This is a genomic window from Catellatospora sp. TT07R-123 (assembly GCF_018327705.1).
GTDB lineage: Bacteria > Actinomycetota > Actinomycetes > Mycobacteriales > Micromonosporaceae > Catellatospora.
In genome coordinates this window covers 2475970-2491618 of the sequence record NZ_BNEM01000001.1, presented here as the reverse complement: position 1 = coordinate 2491618, position 15649 = coordinate 2475970, and the positions used below count along the sequence as shown (strand labels likewise).

The 15649-nt window shown below is 72.0% G+C and carries 18 protein-coding genes; 14 read left to right on the top strand and 4 right to left on the bottom strand.

The features are described from left to right. The 9 genes from Cs7R123_RS10560 to Cs7R123_RS10520 all read left to right on the top strand — a co-directional run bounded on the left by Cs7R123_RS10560 (position 1) and on the right by Cs7R123_RS10520 (position 6991). On the top strand, positions 1-336 hold the full coding sequence (locus tag Cs7R123_RS10560) for a non-heme iron oxygenase ferredoxin subunit (protein ID WP_212829064.1): 336 nt from the start codon (positions 1-3) through the stop codon (positions 334-336). Next, positions 333-1112, top strand: a complete 780-nt coding sequence (gene sufC, locus Cs7R123_RS10555) for a Fe-S cluster assembly ATPase SufC (protein ID WP_212825600.1) — start codon at positions 333-335, stop codon at positions 1110-1112. Before Cs7R123_RS10560 ends, sufC begins: the two co-directional genes overlap by 4 nt. Before the next feature lie 14 nt (positions 1113-1126). Next, a complete protein-coding gene (locus Cs7R123_RS10550) occupies positions 1127-2419 on the top strand; it encodes a cysteine desulfurase (RefSeq protein WP_212825598.1) in 1293 nt (430 codons plus the stop codon). A gap of 2 nt (positions 2420-2421) precedes the next feature. Then, on the top strand, positions 2422-2874 hold the full coding sequence (gene sufU, locus Cs7R123_RS10545) for a Fe-S cluster assembly sulfur transfer protein SufU (RefSeq protein WP_212825596.1): 453 nt from the start codon (positions 2422-2424) through the stop codon (positions 2872-2874). Then, positions 2874-3245, top strand: a complete 372-nt coding sequence (locus Cs7R123_RS10540; protein WP_212825594.1) for a metal-sulfur cluster assembly factor — start codon at positions 2874-2876, stop codon at positions 3243-3245. The genes sufU and Cs7R123_RS10540 overlap by 1 nt, the downstream gene beginning before the upstream one ends. Before the next feature lie 228 nt (positions 3246-3473). Beyond that, complete coding sequence (locus tag Cs7R123_RS10535) at positions 3474-4208, top strand: N-acetyltransferase (RefSeq protein ID WP_212825592.1); 735 nt, start codon at positions 3474-3476, stop codon at positions 4206-4208. A gap of 33 nt (positions 4209-4241) precedes the next feature. Then, positions 4242-5465, top strand: coding sequence for a non-homologous end-joining DNA ligase (ligD, locus tag Cs7R123_RS10530; protein WP_212825590.1), 1224 nt, complete (start codon positions 4242-4244; stop codon positions 5463-5465). Positions 5466-5630: 165 nt separating this feature from the next. Further along, positions 5631-6257, top strand: a complete 627-nt coding sequence (locus tag Cs7R123_RS10525; protein ID WP_212825588.1) for a LysE family transporter — start codon at positions 5631-5633, stop codon at positions 6255-6257. 5 nt (positions 6258-6262) lie between these two features. Then, positions 6263-6991: an HAD family hydrolase gene (locus tag Cs7R123_RS10520; protein ID WP_212825587.1), complete on the top strand. Its 729-nt coding sequence runs from the start codon at positions 6263-6265 to the stop codon at positions 6989-6991. On the opposite strand, the gene Cs7R123_RS10515 is transcribed toward Cs7R123_RS10520, so the two are convergent. Both Cs7R123_RS10515 and Cs7R123_RS10510 read right to left on the bottom strand, forming a co-directional pair. Further along, a complete protein-coding gene (locus Cs7R123_RS10515) occupies positions 6966-7622 on the bottom strand; it encodes a TMEM175 family protein (protein ID WP_212825585.1) in 657 nt (218 codons plus the stop codon). The two genes, Cs7R123_RS10520 and Cs7R123_RS10515, sit on opposite strands and share 26 nt — an antisense overlap. A 39-nt stretch (positions 7623-7661) precedes the next feature. Continuing rightward, on the bottom strand, positions 7662-8333 hold the full coding sequence (locus Cs7R123_RS10510; RefSeq protein WP_212825583.1) for a DNA alkylation repair protein: 672 nt from the start codon (positions 8331-8333) through the stop codon (positions 7662-7664). 59 nt (positions 8334-8392) lie between these two features. Between Cs7R123_RS10510 and Cs7R123_RS10505 the strand changes: the two genes are divergently transcribed. Further along, complete coding sequence (locus Cs7R123_RS10505) at positions 8393-9451, top strand: aminotransferase class V-fold PLP-dependent enzyme (protein ID WP_212825581.1); 1059 nt, start codon at positions 8393-8395, stop codon at positions 9449-9451. Next, the gene (locus Cs7R123_RS10500; RefSeq protein WP_244871982.1) at positions 9448-10080 is read left to right on the top strand and encodes an acVLRF1 family peptidyl-tRNA hydrolase; all 633 of its coding nucleotides are present in this window, start codon (positions 9448-9450) and stop codon (positions 10078-10080) included. The genes Cs7R123_RS10505 and Cs7R123_RS10500 overlap by 4 nt, the downstream gene beginning before the upstream one ends. 129 nt (positions 10081-10209) lie before the next feature. Here Cs7R123_RS10500 and Cs7R123_RS10495 read toward each other — a convergent pair whose 3' ends face one another. Continuing rightward, positions 10210-11232 carry a neutral zinc metallopeptidase gene (locus Cs7R123_RS10495; protein ID WP_212825577.1) on the bottom strand — a complete coding sequence of 341 codons (1023 nt, stop codon included), beginning with the start codon at positions 11230-11232 and terminating at the stop codon, positions 10210-10212. A 151-nt stretch (positions 11233-11383) separates the two neighbouring features. Here Cs7R123_RS10495 and Cs7R123_RS10490 point away from each other — a divergent pair, with 151 nt between their 5' ends. After that, positions 11384-12982 (top strand): ABC-F family ATP-binding cassette domain-containing protein, encoded by a 1599-nt coding sequence (locus Cs7R123_RS10490; RefSeq protein WP_212825576.1) that lies wholly within the window; start codon positions 11384-11386, stop codon positions 12980-12982. Between the two features lie 72 nt (positions 12983-13054). Here Cs7R123_RS10490 and Cs7R123_RS10485 read toward each other — a convergent pair whose 3' ends face one another. Continuing rightward, positions 13055-14365: a hypothetical protein gene (locus Cs7R123_RS10485; RefSeq protein ID WP_244871747.1), complete on the bottom strand. Its 1311-nt coding sequence runs from the start codon at positions 14363-14365 to the stop codon at positions 13055-13057. Between the two features lie 147 nt (positions 14366-14512). Here Cs7R123_RS10485 and Cs7R123_RS10480 point away from each other — a divergent pair, with 147 nt between their 5' ends. Together Cs7R123_RS10480 and Cs7R123_RS10475 are read left to right on the top strand one after the other, a co-directional pair. Further along, complete coding sequence (locus Cs7R123_RS10480) at positions 14513-14740, top strand: helix-turn-helix domain-containing protein (RefSeq protein WP_212825574.1); 228 nt, start codon at positions 14513-14515, stop codon at positions 14738-14740. A gap of 36 nt (positions 14741-14776) precedes the next feature. Beyond that, the gene (locus Cs7R123_RS10475; protein WP_212825572.1) at positions 14777-15538 is read left to right on the top strand and encodes an enoyl-CoA hydratase/isomerase family protein; all 762 of its coding nucleotides are present in this window, start codon (positions 14777-14779) and stop codon (positions 15536-15538) included. Positions 15539-15649: the final 111 nt, after the last annotated feature.

Sequence of the window (15649 nt, the reverse complement as noted above, 5' to 3'; positions counted from 1 at the left end):
ATGTCCGAGTTCATCCGCGCGTGCGCCGCCGACGAGGTGGCCAAGGGCGCCGCGCTCGCGGTCGAGCTGGGCGAGGTCCCGCTCGTGGTGGTGCACGCCGAGGACGACGCGTTCTACGCGGCGTACGACGAGTGCTCGCACGCCGCGGTGGCGCTGTCCGAGGGCGAGGTCGACGGGTGCACGCTGGAATGCTGGCTGCACGGTTCGCGTTTCGACCTGCGTACCGGTGCGCCGTCCGGCCTGCCCGCGACCGAGCCGATCCCCGTCTATCCCGTCGAGATCCGCGACGGCGATGTCTACGTCAGCCTGACACCGAGTAATGGAGTAAGCCGATGAGCAAGTTGGAGATCCGCGACCTTCAGGTGTCGGTGAAGCTGCCCGAGGGCGAGCTGAAGCCGATCCTGCACGGGGTCACGCTGACGGTGGAGTCGGGCCAGACCCACGCCATCATGGGCCCCAACGGCTCGGGCAAGTCGACGCTGGCCTACTCCATCGCGGGCCACCCGAAGTACGAGATCACCGGCGGCAGCGTGCACCTGGACGGCCAGGACGTGCTGGCGATGAGCGTGGACGAGCGGGCCCGCGCGGGCCTGTTCCTGGCCATGCAGTACCCGGTCGAGGTGCCGGGCGTGTCGGTGGCCAACTTCCTGCGCACCGCCAAGACCGCGATCGACGGTGAGGCGCCCAAGCTGCGCACCTGGGCCGGCGAGCTCAAGGGCTCGATGGAGAAGATGGGCATGGACCCGGCGTTCGCCCAGCGCAACGTCAACGAGGGCTTCTCCGGCGGTGAGAAGAAGCGGCACGAGATCGTGCAGCTGGAGCTGCTCAAGCCGAAGATCGCGATCCTGGACGAGACCGACTCGGGCCTGGACGTGGACGCGCTGCGCGTGGTCAGCGAGGGCGTGAACCGGGTCCGGGACAACAGCGACACCGGTCTGCTGCTGATCACGCACTACACGCGCATCCTGCGCTACATCAAGCCCGACTTCGTGCACGTGTTCGTGGCTGGCCGGATCGTCGAAGAGGGCGGCCCGGAGCTGGCCGACAAGCTCGAGGCCGAGGGTTACGAGCGCTACGTCGCCGGTGCGGGCGCGGCGGCCGTGGGCGCCTGAGGAGAGATGAGACGATGACGACGTTGACCATCCCGGCCGGGATGCCGCAGTACGACGACAAGCCGCGCTTCGACGTGGAGCGCGTGCGCGCCGACTTCCCGATCCTGGATCGGGAGGTCAACGGTCATCCGCTCGTCTACCTCGACAGCGGTAACACCTCGCAGAAGCCGCGCCAGGTCATCGACGCGATGGCCGAGTTCTACGCGCGGCACAACGCCAACGTGGCCCGCTCGGTGCACACCCTGGGCACCGAGGCCACCGAGGCGTACGAGGGAGCGCGTGCCAAGGTCGCCGCGTTCATCGGCGCGGGCAGCCCCGACGAGGTCGTGTTCACCAAGAACGCCACCGAGGCGCTGAACCTGGTCGCGCACGCGTTCGGCCCGCACGCCGACGACCCCCGGTTCCGGCTGGGCCCCGGCGACGAGATCGTGATCTCCGAGATGGAGCACCACTCCAACATCGTGCCGTGGCAGCTGCTGTGTGCCCGTACCGGTGCCACGCTGCGCTGGTTCGGCATCACCGACTCCGGCCGCCTCGACGAGTCGAACCTCGAAGAGCTCGTCAACGAGCGCACGAAGATCGTCTCGATCGTGCACGCCTCCAACGTGCTCGGCACGGTCAACGCCACCGCCCGGATCACCCAGCGGGTGCGCCAGGTCGGCGCGCTGCTGATGCTCGACTGCTCGCAGTCGGTGCCGCACCTGCCCATGGACGTCGTCGACTACGACGTCGACTTCATCGCCTTCACCGGCCACAAGATGCTCGGCCCGACCGGCATCGGTGTGCTGTGGGGCCGCCGCGAGCTGCTCGACACCATGCCGCCGTTCCTGGGCGGCGGCTCGATGATCGAGACGGTGCGGATGACCGGCTCGACCTTCCTGCCCGCCCCGGCCCGGTTCGAGGCCGGCACCCCGCCGATCGCGCAGGCGGTCGGGCTGGGCGCGGCCGTGGACTACCTGTCCGCGATCGGCATGGACGCGATCCAGTGGCACGAGAAGGAGCTGACGGCGTACGCGCTGGACGCCCTGGCCACCGTGCCGGACCTGCGCATCTACGGTCCGAACGTGCCGGTGGGCCGCGGCGGCACCATCTCGTTCACCCTCGGCGGCATCCACCCGCACGACGTCGGCCAGGTGCTGGACGCCCTCGGCGTGCAGGTCCGGGTCGGTCACCACTGCGCCCGGCCGATCTGCGATCGTTTCTCGGTCCCGGCCCTCACCCGGGCATCGTTCTACCTCTACACGACGACCGACGAGGTCGACGCCCTTGTGCGCGGCCTCGAGCAGGTGCGGAAGGTCTTCGCCTAGCCATGCAGCTCGACCAGCTCTACCAGGAGATCATCCTGGACCACTACAAGCACCCGCACGGGCGCGGACTGCGCGAGCCGTTCGCCGCCGGGGTGCACCACGTCAACCCGACCTGCGGTGACGAGATCACCCTGCGGGTGGCCCTCGACGGTCCGACCCTGCGCGACATCTCGTACGACGGCACCGGCTGCTCGATCAGCCAGGCGTCCGCCAGCGTGCTGCACGAGCTGCTGCTCGGCCGCACGGTGGACGAGGCGCTGCGGGTGCACGCCGCGTTCGCCGAGCTCATGGGCGGCAAGGGCCAGATCGTGCCGGACGAGGACGTGCTCGGGGACGCGGTCGCGTTCGCGGGCGTCGCCAAGTACCCGGCGCGGGTCAAGTGCGCCCTGCTGTCCTGGATGGCCCTGAAGGACGCGGTCGCCCAGGCCGTCGCCCTCGAGAAGGAGGAAGTGTGATGAGCGAGACCGACATCGCCGAGGGCACCGCCGCGCCCGCCGTCAAGAAGGCCCCGGTGGACGACGTCATGGAGGCCATGAAGGACGTCGTCGACCCGGAGCTCGGGATCAACGTGGTCGACCTGGGGCTCGTCTACGGCGTGCACGTCGACGACGAGAACACCGTCACCCTGGACATGACGCTGACCTCGGCCGCCTGCCCGCTCACCGACGTGATCGAGGAGCAGACCCGCGCCGCGCTGTGCAGCGGTCCGGGCGGCGGCCTGGCCGCCGACATGCGCATCAACTGGGTGTGGCTGCCGCCGTGGGGCCCCGACAAGATCACCGACGACGGCCGCGACCAGCTCCGCTCCCTCGGCTTCAACGTCTGACCCGAGCTCACCCCGTACCACCGAAAGGCCCGCCGCTCCCGGCGGGCCTTTCGCATTCCGCCCACCTCCCAGGCGGGCACGGGCCCCAAGACCAGCCGAGTTGCCGGGCAATCGGGCGTATCTTGGCCGCTCTTTCGCCCGATTGCCCGGCAACTTGGCCGATCTTGAAGCGTGGGCGGGTGGTTAACCGGTTGGCGGGTGGGGGTGGGGTGTAGGAGGGTGCGGGGCATGCGTATCTCCGTCCTGGCCGACCGTCCCGAACTGCTCGAACCCATGTGGGACATGCCCTCTCCGTGGCCGGAGTTCATGCGCCACGACCCGATCTCCTCGATCTACTACTCCGTGGCGCACCGGATCTTCCCGGAGTTCGTGCTGGTCGCCGAGGATCCCGACGCGCCGGGCACGGTCGTGGCGCAGGCGTACAGCATCCCGTTCACGCCCGCCGGCGACGAACTGCCCGACGACGGCTGGGACGCGGCGATCCGGCGCGGCATCCGCGCCCACCTGATGGGCGAGACTCCGACGATCGTGTCCGCGATCGAGATCGGGATCCGCAAGGACATGCAGGGCAAGGGGCTGTCGTCGCTGATGCTGGCCGCGATGCGCGACAACGTGGCCCGGCTGGGCTTCTCCGACCTGGTCGCGCCCGTGCGGCCCAACGGCAAGGCCGACCCCGACGAGCCGATGACGTCGTACGCGTTCCGCACCCGCCCCGACGGCCTGCCCGTCGACCCGTGGCTGCGGGTGCACGTGCGCGCGGGCGGCGTGATCGAGAAGGTGGCGCCGCGGTCCATGGTCATCCCGGGCACGCTGGCCGAGTGGCGCGAGCGCACCGGGCTGCCGTTCGACGCCGACGGACCGGTGCATGTGCCGTTCGCGCTGGCCCCGGTCAACGTCGACACCGCCCACGACAGCGCCGTCTACGTCGAGCCCAACGTCTGGGTCCGCCATCGCATCAGCTGACCCGGTGTCGGCCGGTTTCCCTAGAGTGGGGTCATGGCCAAGAGCGAGGTGCTGGAGATCGACGGGCGGGAGGTGACCGTCACCAGTCCGGACAAGGTGGTGTTCGCCGCGAGTGGGCTCACCAAGCTGGACCTGGTGCGGTACTACCTCGGGGTGGCGCAGGGCGCGCTGCGCGGCGTACGCGGGCGGCCGATGATCCTCAAGCGCTTCGTCAAGGGCATCGACGAGGAGGCGTTCTTCCAGAAGCGGGCGCCCGAGAAGCGGCCGGACTGGATCGAGGTCGCGCAGCTGCGGTACGCCTCGGGCACCTCCGCCGACGAGGTCGTGGTCCGTGACGCCGCTGCGCTGGCCTGGGTGGTGAACCTCGGCTGCGTAGACCTCAACCCGCACCCGGTCCAGGCCGAGGATCTGGACCACCCGGATGAGCTGCGCATCGACCTGGATCCGATGCCGGGTTCGGACTGGCCGCAGATCCTCGACGTGGCCCAGGTGGCCCGCGAGGTGCTGGAGGAGCACGGGCTGACCGCGTGGCCCAAGACGTCGGGCTCGCGCGGGTTCCACATCTACGCCCGGATCGAGCCGCGCTGGACGTACCCGCAGGTGCGGCTGGCCGCCGAGGCGGTGGCCCGCGAGGTCGAGCACCGGGTGCCGGACCTGGCCACCGGCAGGTGGTGGAAGGAGGACCGGGAGGGCGTCTTCGTCGACTTCAACCAGAACGCCAAGGACCGGACGGTGGCCTCGGCGTACTCGGTGCGGGCGACGCCGGACGCGCGCGTGTCCACGCCGCTGGCCTGGGCCGAGGTGCCGAGCTGCCGCGCGGAGCGGTTCACCCTGACCAGCGTCGCGGCCCGGTTCGCCGAGCGCGGCGACCCGTGGGCGGGCATGGACGATGCCGCCGGGTCGCTGGACGGCCTGCTGGCGCTGGCCGAGCGGCTCGGCCCGGCGGAGAAGCCGCCCAGGGCACCAAGGGGCAGTGGCACCGGGCGGCGCCAGCCGACGATGCCGCTGATCGAGATCGCGCGAGCGAAGACGAAGGACGAGGCGCTGGCCGGGTTCGAGCGCTGGAAGGCGCGGCACGCGGCGGTGGCGGCGCTGCTCCAGCCGATCGACGTGCTCGTCGACGGGATGCGGGGGCGCAGCTCGGTCTGGTACCGCATCCGGGTCAACCTCCAGCACGTGCCGGAACCGCAGCGGCCGCCGCAGGAGCCGCTGGAGGTCGACTACGACCCGTTCGCCACCGTCGCGCACCCGCACTGACGTCGGGGACATCGACGGGAAAACAGGTAGCGGGTCCCCGGGGCGGGTGGGCAGGATGGCGGGCATGACCGCACACTTCTCGCGCCTCGCGCCCCTGTCCGCCACGGCGGAAGGACGGGGTCGACAGCAGCGGAGGTCCGCGGCCGGATCGAGCATCTTCCGCTCGTGACCGCCGCGTTCGTGGCGGGCCTGCTGGCCGGGTACGGCGTAGCCGTGCCCGTCGGGGCGATCGCCATGCTGCTGATGAGCCTCACCGCCCGTACCTCGCTGCGGATCGGCGCCGGGGCCGCGCTGGGCGTGGCCACCGCCGACGGCGTCTACGCGCTGGCCGCCGTGCTCGGCGGGGCGGCGCTGGCCCACTGGATCGAGCCGGTCTCCGGCCCGCTGCGCTGGGTCGCCGTCGTCGTCCTGGTCTACCTGGCCGCACACACCGCGTACGGGGCGGTCCGCCACTTCCGCGATCCGGCCCGCGCCCGCGAGGCGTCCGGCCTGAGCAGTCCCGGCCGGGCGTTCGCCGCCCTGCTCGGGCTGACCCTGCTCAACCCGATGACGATCGTCTACTTCGGTGCCCTGGTCCTCGGCGGCACCGCGTCGGCGGCCATCACCGGCTGGCAGGGCGCGGTCTTCGTCGCGGCGGCGTTCCTGGCCTCGGCGAGCTGGCAGCTGCTGGTCGCCGGCAGCGGCGCGCTGGTCGGCCGGGCGCTGACCGGTCCCCGCGGCAGGCTGGTCACGGCTTTGCTGTCCAGCGCCGTGATCACGGTTCTCGCGGTGGGGCTGATCGTGGCAGAGTAGGCGCCATGCTGCCTACCCCTGCCGCGTTGCTGCTCGACTTCGGCGGCGTGATCGTCGAATCCCGGAAGGCGGAGGACCCTTACCTCGCCCTCGTGCAGCGCGTCCGCCAGCTCGTGGCGGGCGCGCTGACCGAGCAGGAGGTCAGGGCGTCGCTGGAGCACGCCGACGCCGAACGCGACCGGCTGCGCGAGGAGACCGAGAACTGCATCGAGGTCAGCCACGAGCACCTGTGGGGCGAGCTGGTGGCGGCGCAGTGGCCGGCGGTGGCGCGGGCGACGGTGCTGGTGCACGCCAGCGACCTGACCCGGATGTGGACGCTGCGGCCGAGCTGGGCGCTGCGCAAGGGCATGGCCGACGTGCTCGACTTCACCGTCGGCCGGGGCATGCCGGTGGCGGTGGTCAGCAACACCCGGTCCGGCCAGGCGCACCGCGACGTGCTCGACGAGCTGGGTGTCACCGGGGCGCTGGCGACGCAGATCTACAGCGACGAGCTGGGCGTGTACAAGCCGCACCCGAGCATGATCTGGGCGGCCACCCGCGAGCTGGGCGTCGACCCGGCCGCGTGCTGGTTCGTCGGCGACCAGCCCCACCGCGACATCGCCTGCGCGCGCCGGGCGGGCGTCGGCGCGGCGATCCTCATGCCGCACGGCGAGACCCCCGAGAGCGAGCACACGCCGGACGTGGTGGTCGCCGACGGCGACGAGCTGCTCACTCTGGTTCGTCAGGCGCTGTGAACTCGGCGTCGGCCTGATCGGCGTCGCCGCCGTGCTGCCTGGCCCAGCGGCGGGCGGCGGCGATCTGCAGCAGCGGCAGCAGGGCCAGCAGGGGCAGCGCCAGCGTGCCCAGGGGTATGGCGGCCAGCAGCGTCAGCACCATCGCCGAGGTGGAGACGACGCCGCGCCGGACCGACCGCTGGATCGCCTTGCCCCGGTCGGGGCGCTGCAGCACCGGCCGGTGCCGGATGCGCAGCGCCAGCAGCAGGCCCGACAGCGCGATGAAGGTCAGGTTCACCATGTACAGCACGGCCGAGCCGCCGTCGGGGTTCGTCTCGTAGGTCAGCACCGCCGTGGGCACGGGCAGGAACACCACGCCCAGCAGCCACATGATGTTGAGCATCATCACGCCCTCGCCCGCGCTGACGAGGTTCTCGAAGATGCGCCGGTGCACCATCCAGAACAGCGAGACCACCAGGAACGACATCACGAACGCGAGGAAGTCGCCCGCGTGCACCCGGACGAGCTGGCCGATCGGGATGACCGCCGCCTCCTTGGCGGTGTCGGCCAGCGGCAGCACCAGCAGCGTGAGCGCGATGGCCACCACGCCGTCGGTGAACGCCACGGTGCGGGCCAGCGGATTCGACTCCACACCCCGTCCTACCACGGGCGGGCGCCCGGCCGGGGCGGCTCAGCCCAGGTGCTTGAGCGCCTCGCGCCGGGACAGGCCCGACAGCTGCGGGGTCGCGGCGACGAACGCGCGGACCGCGTCCGGGTCGGTCCGGGCGTGCTGGCGCAGCGCCCAGCCGATCGCCTTGCGTACGAAGAAGTCGGGGTGCCCGGCCCGCGCGGCGCAGTAGCCGAACAGCCGACCCGCGTCGGTGGCCCGCCCGTAGGCGAGCTGGTGCAGGATCGAGGCCCGGATCAGCCACAGCTGGTCCCCGGCGTTCCACCCGTCCATCGCCGCGACCAGTTCCGGGTGCCGGGCCACCATCGGCCCGACCACGTGCGGGGCGATCGTGTCGACCGTCTCCCACCACGACTTCGTGACGATCAGGTGCCGGGCGGTGTCCAGGAAGTCCGGCCGCAGCACCTTCGCGTGGCGGCGCAGCACCAGCAGGGCGGCGTACTGGTACTCGCGCTCGGGCCGCTGCCAGCACGCCAGCGCCAGCTCGCGCAGCTGGTCCTGGCCGGGTGCCGGCAGGCCCGCCTCGGCCGCCCGCACCACCGCGCGCACGCCCGGGTTCGGCACGCCCAGGAACGCGAACTGGTCGCGCAGGTAGGCCCGCATCGCCGGGGCGCGGTCCGGGTCCGCCGCCGCGGTCAGCCCCGCCTCCAGGCGGGCCAGCAACTGCTGCGCCATGCCACCACTCCCGTATTGGCCCGCGTGCGTACCCGCAGGTCGGTGAAATACTGCGGTTCATGAACACTAGTCCGAGCGGTGCGGGTGTGGCCGGTGCGGCCCACCTGTGGGCCGCCGAGCCCGGGTTCCTCAACACGGCCAGCTTCGGGCTGCCGCCCACCCCGGCGTGGGACGCGCTCCAGCGGGCACAGGACGACTGGCGGGCCGGCCGGGTCTCGTGGGAGGGCTGGGCCGACGCCACCGAACTGGCGCGCGCGTCGTACGCCCGGCTGATCGGGGTCGACCCGGCCGACGTCGCCGTCGGCTCGCAGGTGTCGCAGCTGCTCGCGTCCGTCGCCGACGCGGTCCCCGACGGCGGCGTGGTGCTGGTGCCGGAGCAGGAGTTCACCTCGGCGGTGTTCCCGTTCGCGGTGCAGGCCGACCGCGGCGTCACCGTGCGTACGGCGCCGCTGGCGGAGCTGGCCGACCGCATCGACGCCGGCGTCGACGTGGTCTCGTTCGCGCTGGTCCAGTCGCTGGACGGGCGGCTGGCCGACTACGCGGGCATCGTCGCCGCGGCGCGGGCGGCCGGGGCGTGGGTGGTGGTCGACGCGACCCAGGCCTGCGGCTGGCTGCCGTTCGACGGGGCGCTGGCCGACGTGGTGGTCGCCGGGGCGTACAAGTGGCTCATGTCGCCGCGCGGCACCGGCTTCGCCTACCTGGCCCCGCAGCTGCGCGAGCGGATGCGGCCGTCGCAGGCGGGCTGGTTCGCCGCCGAGGACCCGCACAGCGGCTACTACGGGCTGCCGCTGCGCCTGGCCAAGGACGCCCGCGCGTTCGACGTCTCGCCCGCCTGGCACGCCTGGGTCGGCACCGCGCCCGCGCTGGAGCTGATCGAGCAGATCGGCGTGGCGAACATCCAGGCCCACGACGTGGCGCTGGCCAACCGGTTCCTGGCCGGGCTCGGGCTGCCCCCGCGCGACAGCGCCATCGTCACCGTGGACGTGCCCGGCGCGGAGCAGAAGCTGGCCGCCGCGGGCATCCGCGCCGCCGTACGCGGCGGGCGGGTCCGGGCGGCGTTCCACGTGTACACCACCGCGGCCGATGTGGACGCCGCCGTCGCGGCGCTGCTGTCCTGATGGTCGCCAAGCCCGCCAGCGGCGGGGGACGCTGGGCCGAGGTGCAGCCGCGACGGCTGCGCCGCTGGCTGGACGGCTTCTACTCGCGCCACGACGGCGCCGCCGAGGAGGGGCTGAAGCTGGTCGCCGCCAACGGCGACACCGCGCTGCTGGTGCCGCCGCCGGGGCTGCCGGAGGTCGCCGACGTCGACGCGCTGCTGGCCGAGCTGGCCCTGCCTCGGCGGCTCGGGCTGCTGCTGGCCCGGCGCAACGCCGTCGCGGTCGGGGTCGCCGACGGCGACGAGCTGATCGCGTCCAAGGTGGACACGTTCTACGTGCAGGCGCGGACGGCGGCGGGAGGCTGGTCGCAGCAGCGGTACGCGCGGCGGCGGGACAACCAGGCCAGCGCGGCGGCGCAGGACGCGGCCGACGTCGCGGCGCGGATCCTGCTGCCGTACGCCGACAGCATGGCCGCCCTGGTCTGCGGCGGCGACCGGGGCACCGTCGAGTCGATCCTCACCGACAAGCGGCTGGAACCGCTGCTGCCGCTGCGCCACGAGCGACTGCTGGACGTCCCGGAACCCCGCCACGCGATCCTGGTGGACGCCGTCGCCCTGGCCCACAACATCCGTATCCACCTGGTGCCCTGACCCGGCCCACCGGGATCGCGCGATCGCGGCGGCGTCTGGACTGAGGAGCGTGACGGGGCCGAAGGCCCCGCAGCGACGAGGGAAGACGCCGCCTTCGGGCGATCGCGCCGCGGCCGCGAAGGCGGCCGCCTATGAAAACGTGTTGCACTTGCGGGGGTCGCCGCTGGTGTAGCCCTGGTTGAACCACTGCTGGCGCTGCTCGGACGAGCCGTGCGTGAACGCGTCCTGGTTGATCCGGGCGCCGGCCTTCTGCTGGATCGCGTCGTCGCCGACGGCCGCGGCCGCTTCGAGCGCCTGGTCGATGTCCTGCTGGGTGACGCTCTTGAACAGCGGGGCGCCGGTGGCGTCCGTGGTCTTGCTGGCCGCGTTGGCCCACACCCCGGCGTAGCAGTCGGCCTGGAGCTCCATCGCGACCGAGTAGCGGTTGGCGTTGGACGGGTCGCGCTGCTGGGCGCGGCGCACCTGGGCCTCGGTGCCGGTCAGGGTCTGGATGTGGTGGCCGTACTCGTGGGCGAGCACGTACGCCTGGGCGAACTGGCCCTTGGCGCCGAACCGGCTGGCCAGCTCGTTGTAGAAGGCCAGGTCGATGTACACGTGGTTGTCGCCGGGGCAGTAGAACGGGCCGACGCCGGAGGTGGCCGGGCCGCACGCGGTGTTGACCGAGCCGGTGAAGTACCGCGTGGTCGCCTTCTGGTACGGCTGGCCGAAGTACTGCGGCATCGCGCTCTGCCAGTAGTTCTGGATCGAGTTGATGTAGAGCAGGTTGCGGCAGGCCGCGTCGTTGAAGCGGTCGGGGTTGTCCTTGCCGCACTTGGTGGCCAGGTCCCCGGTGGCGCCCGTGTCGCCGGGCTGCTTCTGGGTGGCGGGCTGCTCGACCCCGCCGAGACCGCTGAAGATGCCGGAACCGCCGCCGGTGCACAGCAGGATGCCCACGCACAGCGCCCCGACCAGCAGCACCACCATGCCGATCTTGCTACGCAGCAGGCTGGGCAGCAGGGCGCCCAGGCAACCGGCACCGGCGCCGCCCATGCCGCCGCCTCCGCCGCCGCCCATGGGTGGGAAGTTGAAGCCGCCTCCGCCGCCTCCGCCGCCCTGCCCACGCATGTCCTCGACCTGGGACGGGTCGAGTTCGGCGTTTTCATTGATGCTCACGTTGGCCAGCCTAAGCATGTTTGTGGGCAATTACACCCAAATCATGGCGTCGAACGGCCAAATGCCGTGGCAGGCATGGTCGGCACCCCCGGTAGAATGGGTTCCTCGTTCCCTGTGCCACCCGGTGGCCGCCCCCGACCTGGGAGAGATCATGATCACGGCCACCGGCCTGGAACTGCGCGCAGGCGCGCGCATCCTCCTGGGGGAGACCGCTCTGCGGGTCCAGCCCGGCGACCGCATCGGCCTCGTCGGCCGCAACGGTGCCGGCAAGACCACCACCCTGAAGGTGCTCGCAGGGGAGGGCTCGCCCTACGCGGGGCTGGTCGACCGGCGCGGACCCGTCGGCTACCTGCCGCAGGACCCGCGCACCGGCGACCTCGAGATCACCGCCGCCGACCGGGTGCTGTCCGCCCGCGGCCTGGACGTGCTGCGCAACGAGATGAAGGCCCTGGAGGGCCGCCTCGCCGAGGACGACAAGTTCATGCGGCGCTACGGGCAGCTGGAGGACCAGTTCTCCGCCCTCGGCGGATACGGTGCCGAGTCCGAGGCCGCCCGCATCTGCGCGAACCTCGGCCTGCCCGACCGCGTCCTCGCCCAGACCCTGGGCACCCTCTCCGGCGGCCAGCGCCGCCGCATCGAGCTGGCCCGGATCCTGTTCCGCGACGCCACCGAGACCGGCGGCGGCATCCTGCTGCTCGACGAGCCGACCAACCACCTCGACGCCGACTCCATCACCTGGCTGCGCAGCTTCCTCAGCGGCCACAAGGGCGGCCTGGTGGTCATCTCCCACGACGCCTCACTGCTGGACGCCGTGGTCAACAAGGTGTGGTATCTCGACGCGAACCGCGCCGTGGTCGACAGCTACAACATGGGCTGGAAGACCTACCTTGAGGCGCGCGAGACCGACGAGCGCCGCCGCAAGCGCGAGCGCGCCAACGCCGAGAAGAAGGCCGGCGCCCTGATGGCGCAGGCCGACAAGCTGCGTGCCAAGGCCACCAAGACCATCGCCGCGCAGAACATGGCCAAGCGCGCCGAGAAGATGATCTCCGGGCTGGACGAGGTGCGCGCCGCCGACAAGGTGGCCAAGGTGCGCTTCCCCACCCCGGCCGCCTGCGGCAAGACGCCGCTGACGGCGGAGGGGCTGTCGAAGTCGTACGGCTCGCTGGAGATCTTCACCGACGTCAACGTCGCGGTCGACCGCGGCTCGCGCGTGGTCATCCTGGGCCTCAACGGCGCGGGCAAGACCACCCTGCTGCGCATGCTCGCGGGCATGCTGGAGCCCGACACCGGCGAGGTGAAGGCCGGTCACGGCCTGCGGCTGGGCTACTACGCCCAGGAGCACGAGACGCTGGACGTCGAGCGGACCATCCTCGACCACATGCGCTCGGCCGCGCCGGAGCAGACCGACACCGAGCTGCGCCGCATCCTGGGCGCGTTCCTGTTCAGCGGCGACGACGTGGACAAGCCCGCGGGCGTGCTGTCCGGCGGGGAGAAGACCCGGCTGGCGCTGTCGACGCTGGTCTGCTCGGGCGCGAACGTGCTGCTGCTCGACGAGCCCACCAACAACCTCGACCCGGTCAGCCGCGAGCAGGTGCTCGACGCGATCGCCCGATACCCCGGGGCGATCGTCCTGGTCACCCACGACCCGGGCGCCGTCTCGGCGCTCAAGCCAGACCGCGCCATCCTCCTGCCCGACGGCGACGAGGACGCCTGGTCCGACGACCTGCTCGAACTCGTCGAACTCGCCTGACCTGAGTGTTAAGAAGGGCACCTGCTACATCGCAAAGCGATGAGAAGGTGCCCTTCCTTTCGTCGGGCGGCGCTACCAGGGCGTGGACAGGACCGCCTCGATGACCATCGCGGACAGGGCGCCTACGGCGACCAGGATCAGCGGGGCGGGCACCGGGTTCCCGCCGGGGCGTTCAGGAGCCACCGCGGCGATCGTCAGCCAGGGGAAGTACGGCAGCCACGCGTGCTCGATCCCGCCGCGCGCCAGCCCGGCCCCGATCGAGAACAGCACCGCCGCCGCGGCGCCCACCAGGAACGGCCAGCCAGGGGTGTTGCGCACCTTGCGCAGGCTCGCGTACAGCGGCGGCCCGGCGGCCAGCAGCAGCGCGCACACGCTGATCAGGCTCCACCACAGCACCGAGCGGTGCGGCTCGATGCGCTGGTTGAAATCGTCGTAGGCGGCGCCCAGCCCGTCGGTCCAGGCGAAGCCCAGCGTCGCCGCCCCGAGCACCGGCAGCAGCGCGCCCAGCCCGCTGAACAGGTTCAGGGCGGCCCGGCGGCGCGCGAAGTACAGGCACACCACCGACAGCCCGAGCCACGCCGCGGCGTACGAGAACAGCGCCGCCACGCCGAGCAGCAGCCCGGCCAGCACCGCCCACAGCGCCGCGCGCCAGCCGTGCCGCCGGGTGGCCCGCACCCCGGCCAGCGTCATCGCCGCCCCGATGGCGGCCACGACGGCGTCCATCGACACCGCCACCCACACCGCGTACGGCGCGAGCATCAGCACCGGCGCGTACGCCCGCGCGGTCTGCTCGCCGCCCATGTCGCGCACCGCGGCCAGGATCAGCGGCACCGACAGCGCCCCGACCGCGGTCACCAGCAGTGCCAGCGTGAGGTGGCTGCTGACCCCGAGCCGCTGCACCGCCCACAGCAGCAGCACCGGCGCGGGCGGGTGCCCGCGGGTGGCGCTGGTGTGCTCGGCCGAGCGGCTGGTGAACGTGCTCAGGTAGCCCAGCGGGTCGTCGCCGACCTCCTGCACGTCGCCCAGGTAGCTGTCCGGCGACAGCGAACGGGTGAATCCGTCCGCGCCGTCGACCAGGGCCAGCGCGGCCGCCCAGGCGAACATCGCGACCGCCGAGCCGACGCTGACCGACCACCACGGCAGTCGATGCAGCCAACCGCGCCAGGCGGCCACCAGGACGGCGCCGGCGACCACCGGCGCGAGCATCGACAGTGGGGAGATCGTGAGTCGGTAGCTGCCGAGAAACGGTGCGCTGGCGGTGCCGAGCCGTGCCCCGGCGCGCACCGCCACCCAGGTCACGAGCAGGCCGGCGCCGGCCAGCAGCGCCCAGCCCAACAGGTCGCGCCACTGTCGGACGCGGTCGCTCGGGGGTTCAGCGGTCATGGCGCCATACGCTATATGCGGGCTATCGGGTACCCGACAGCACCTTGCGTGTCGGTTGGCATGGAATTGATATCTAGCGCATGATCGTCGGAGGCGGTCTAATAGGTGAGACCGCAACCGCATCGTCCGGGACGTGAGGAAGTCAACATGGCAGCCACCGGTACAGCTACCGCCACCGAGAAGGGTCGCCGGATCGTCGGCACCGAACGCCAGACGCTCGCCAAGGACCTCGTGAAGCGCTACACGTCGGGTGAGAGCATCCGCGCGCTGGCAGCGTCTACTGGTCGCTCGTACGGGTTCATCCACCGCGTGCTCACCGAGTCCGGTGTGGCCCTGCGGCAGCGCGGCGGAGCCAGGCGGCGGAAGAAGGCATGATTTCGCTTGCACCAAGGCAGCAGTGGGAGCCGGCCGATGTCTGACGAGACAGCGACCGGCTTTCGCGTACTTGTCGACGGTCCAGTCGCGACGGTGACATTGGACCGCCCGCAGGTGCGCAACGCGCAGACCCCGGCGCTGTGGGCAGGGCTGACCGAGTTCGCCCGCGGCCTGACCGGTGACGTGCGGGTGGTGGTTCTGCGCGGCGAGGGGCGGTCGTTCTCCGCGGGCCTGGACCTGAGCGTGGTGGCCGGCGGCGAGTTCCAGGAGCTGGCCCGGATCAGCCCGCAGGAGTGCGCCGACCGGATCGCGGAGTTCCAGCAGGCGTTCACCTGGCTGCGCCGTCCTGACCTGATCACCGTCGCGGCGGTGCAGGGCCACGCGATCGGCGCCGGGTTCCAGCTGGCGCTGGCCTGCGACCTGCGGATCGCCGCCGACGACGCCGTGTTCTCGATGGCCGAGGTGACCCTCGGCCTGGTGCCCGACCTCACCGGCACCAAGCGGCTGGTCGACCTGGTCGGGTACGGCCGGGCGCTGGAGCTGTGCGTCACCGGCCGCCGGGTGGGCGCCGCCGAGGCGGAGCGGATCGGCCTGGCCAACCTGGTGGTGGCCCGCGACGAGCTGGACGCGGCGACATCCGACCTGGTGCAGGCGGTGCTGGCCGGCCCGCGCGACGCCGTCGTCGAGATCAAGGCGCTGCTCGCCGGGGCTTCCGGGCGTGGTCACGCCGAGCAGGAACGGGCCGAGCGCGAAGCGCAGACCCGCCGTATTCGGGATCTGGCCGGACTGGGGGAGTAGGCATTCGGTTCGGCCCCGAATGGGGCTCAGGATATTCTTAGCCTCGCTAAGGAATTTTCCGTTTGCGGGCCGCGTTAATGCGGCTGATCGACGGATTAGTGAGAGGCACGG

Coding starts and splice junctions, on each gene's coding strand:
- Cs7R123_RS10560 (WP_212829064.1), top strand. CDS start 1: ATGTCCGAGTTCATCCGCGCGTGCGCCGCCGACGAGGTGGCCAAGGGC.
- sufC (WP_212825600.1), top strand. CDS start 333: ATGAGCAAGTTGGAGATCCGCGACCTTCAGGTGTCGGTGAAGCTGCCC.
- Cs7R123_RS10550 (WP_212825598.1), top strand. CDS start 1,127: ATGACGACGTTGACCATCCCGGCCGGGATGCCGCAGTACGACGACAAG.
- sufU (WP_212825596.1), top strand. CDS start 2,422: ATGCAGCTCGACCAGCTCTACCAGGAGATCATCCTGGACCACTACAAG.
- Cs7R123_RS10540 (WP_212825594.1), top strand. CDS start 2,874: ATGAGCGAGACCGACATCGCCGAGGGCACCGCCGCGCCCGCCGTCAAG.
- Cs7R123_RS10535 (WP_212825592.1), top strand. CDS start 3,474: ATGCGTATCTCCGTCCTGGCCGACCGTCCCGAACTGCTCGAACCCATG.
- ligD (WP_212825590.1), top strand. CDS start 4,242: ATGGCCAAGAGCGAGGTGCTGGAGATCGACGGGCGGGAGGTGACCGTC.
- Cs7R123_RS10520 (WP_212825587.1), top strand. CDS start 6,263: ATGCTGCCTACCCCTGCCGCGTTGCTGCTCGACTTCGGCGGCGTGATC.
- Cs7R123_RS10510 (WP_212825583.1), bottom strand. CDS start 8,333: ATGGCGCAGCAGTTGCTGGCCCGCCTGGAGGCGGGGCTGACCGCGGCG.
- Cs7R123_RS10505 (WP_212825581.1), top strand. CDS start 8,393: ATGAACACTAGTCCGAGCGGTGCGGGTGTGGCCGGTGCGGCCCACCTG.
- Cs7R123_RS10490 (WP_212825576.1), top strand. CDS start 11,384: ATGATCACGGCCACCGGCCTGGAACTGCGCGCAGGCGCGCGCATCCTC.
- Cs7R123_RS10485 (WP_244871747.1), bottom strand. CDS start 14,365: ATGACCGCTGAACCCCCGAGCGACCGCGTCCGACAGTGGCGCGACCTG.
- Cs7R123_RS10480 (WP_212825574.1), top strand. CDS start 14,513: ATGGCAGCCACCGGTACAGCTACCGCCACCGAGAAGGGTCGCCGGATC.
- Cs7R123_RS10475 (WP_212825572.1), top strand. CDS start 14,777: ATGTCTGACGAGACAGCGACCGGCTTTCGCGTACTTGTCGACGGTCCA.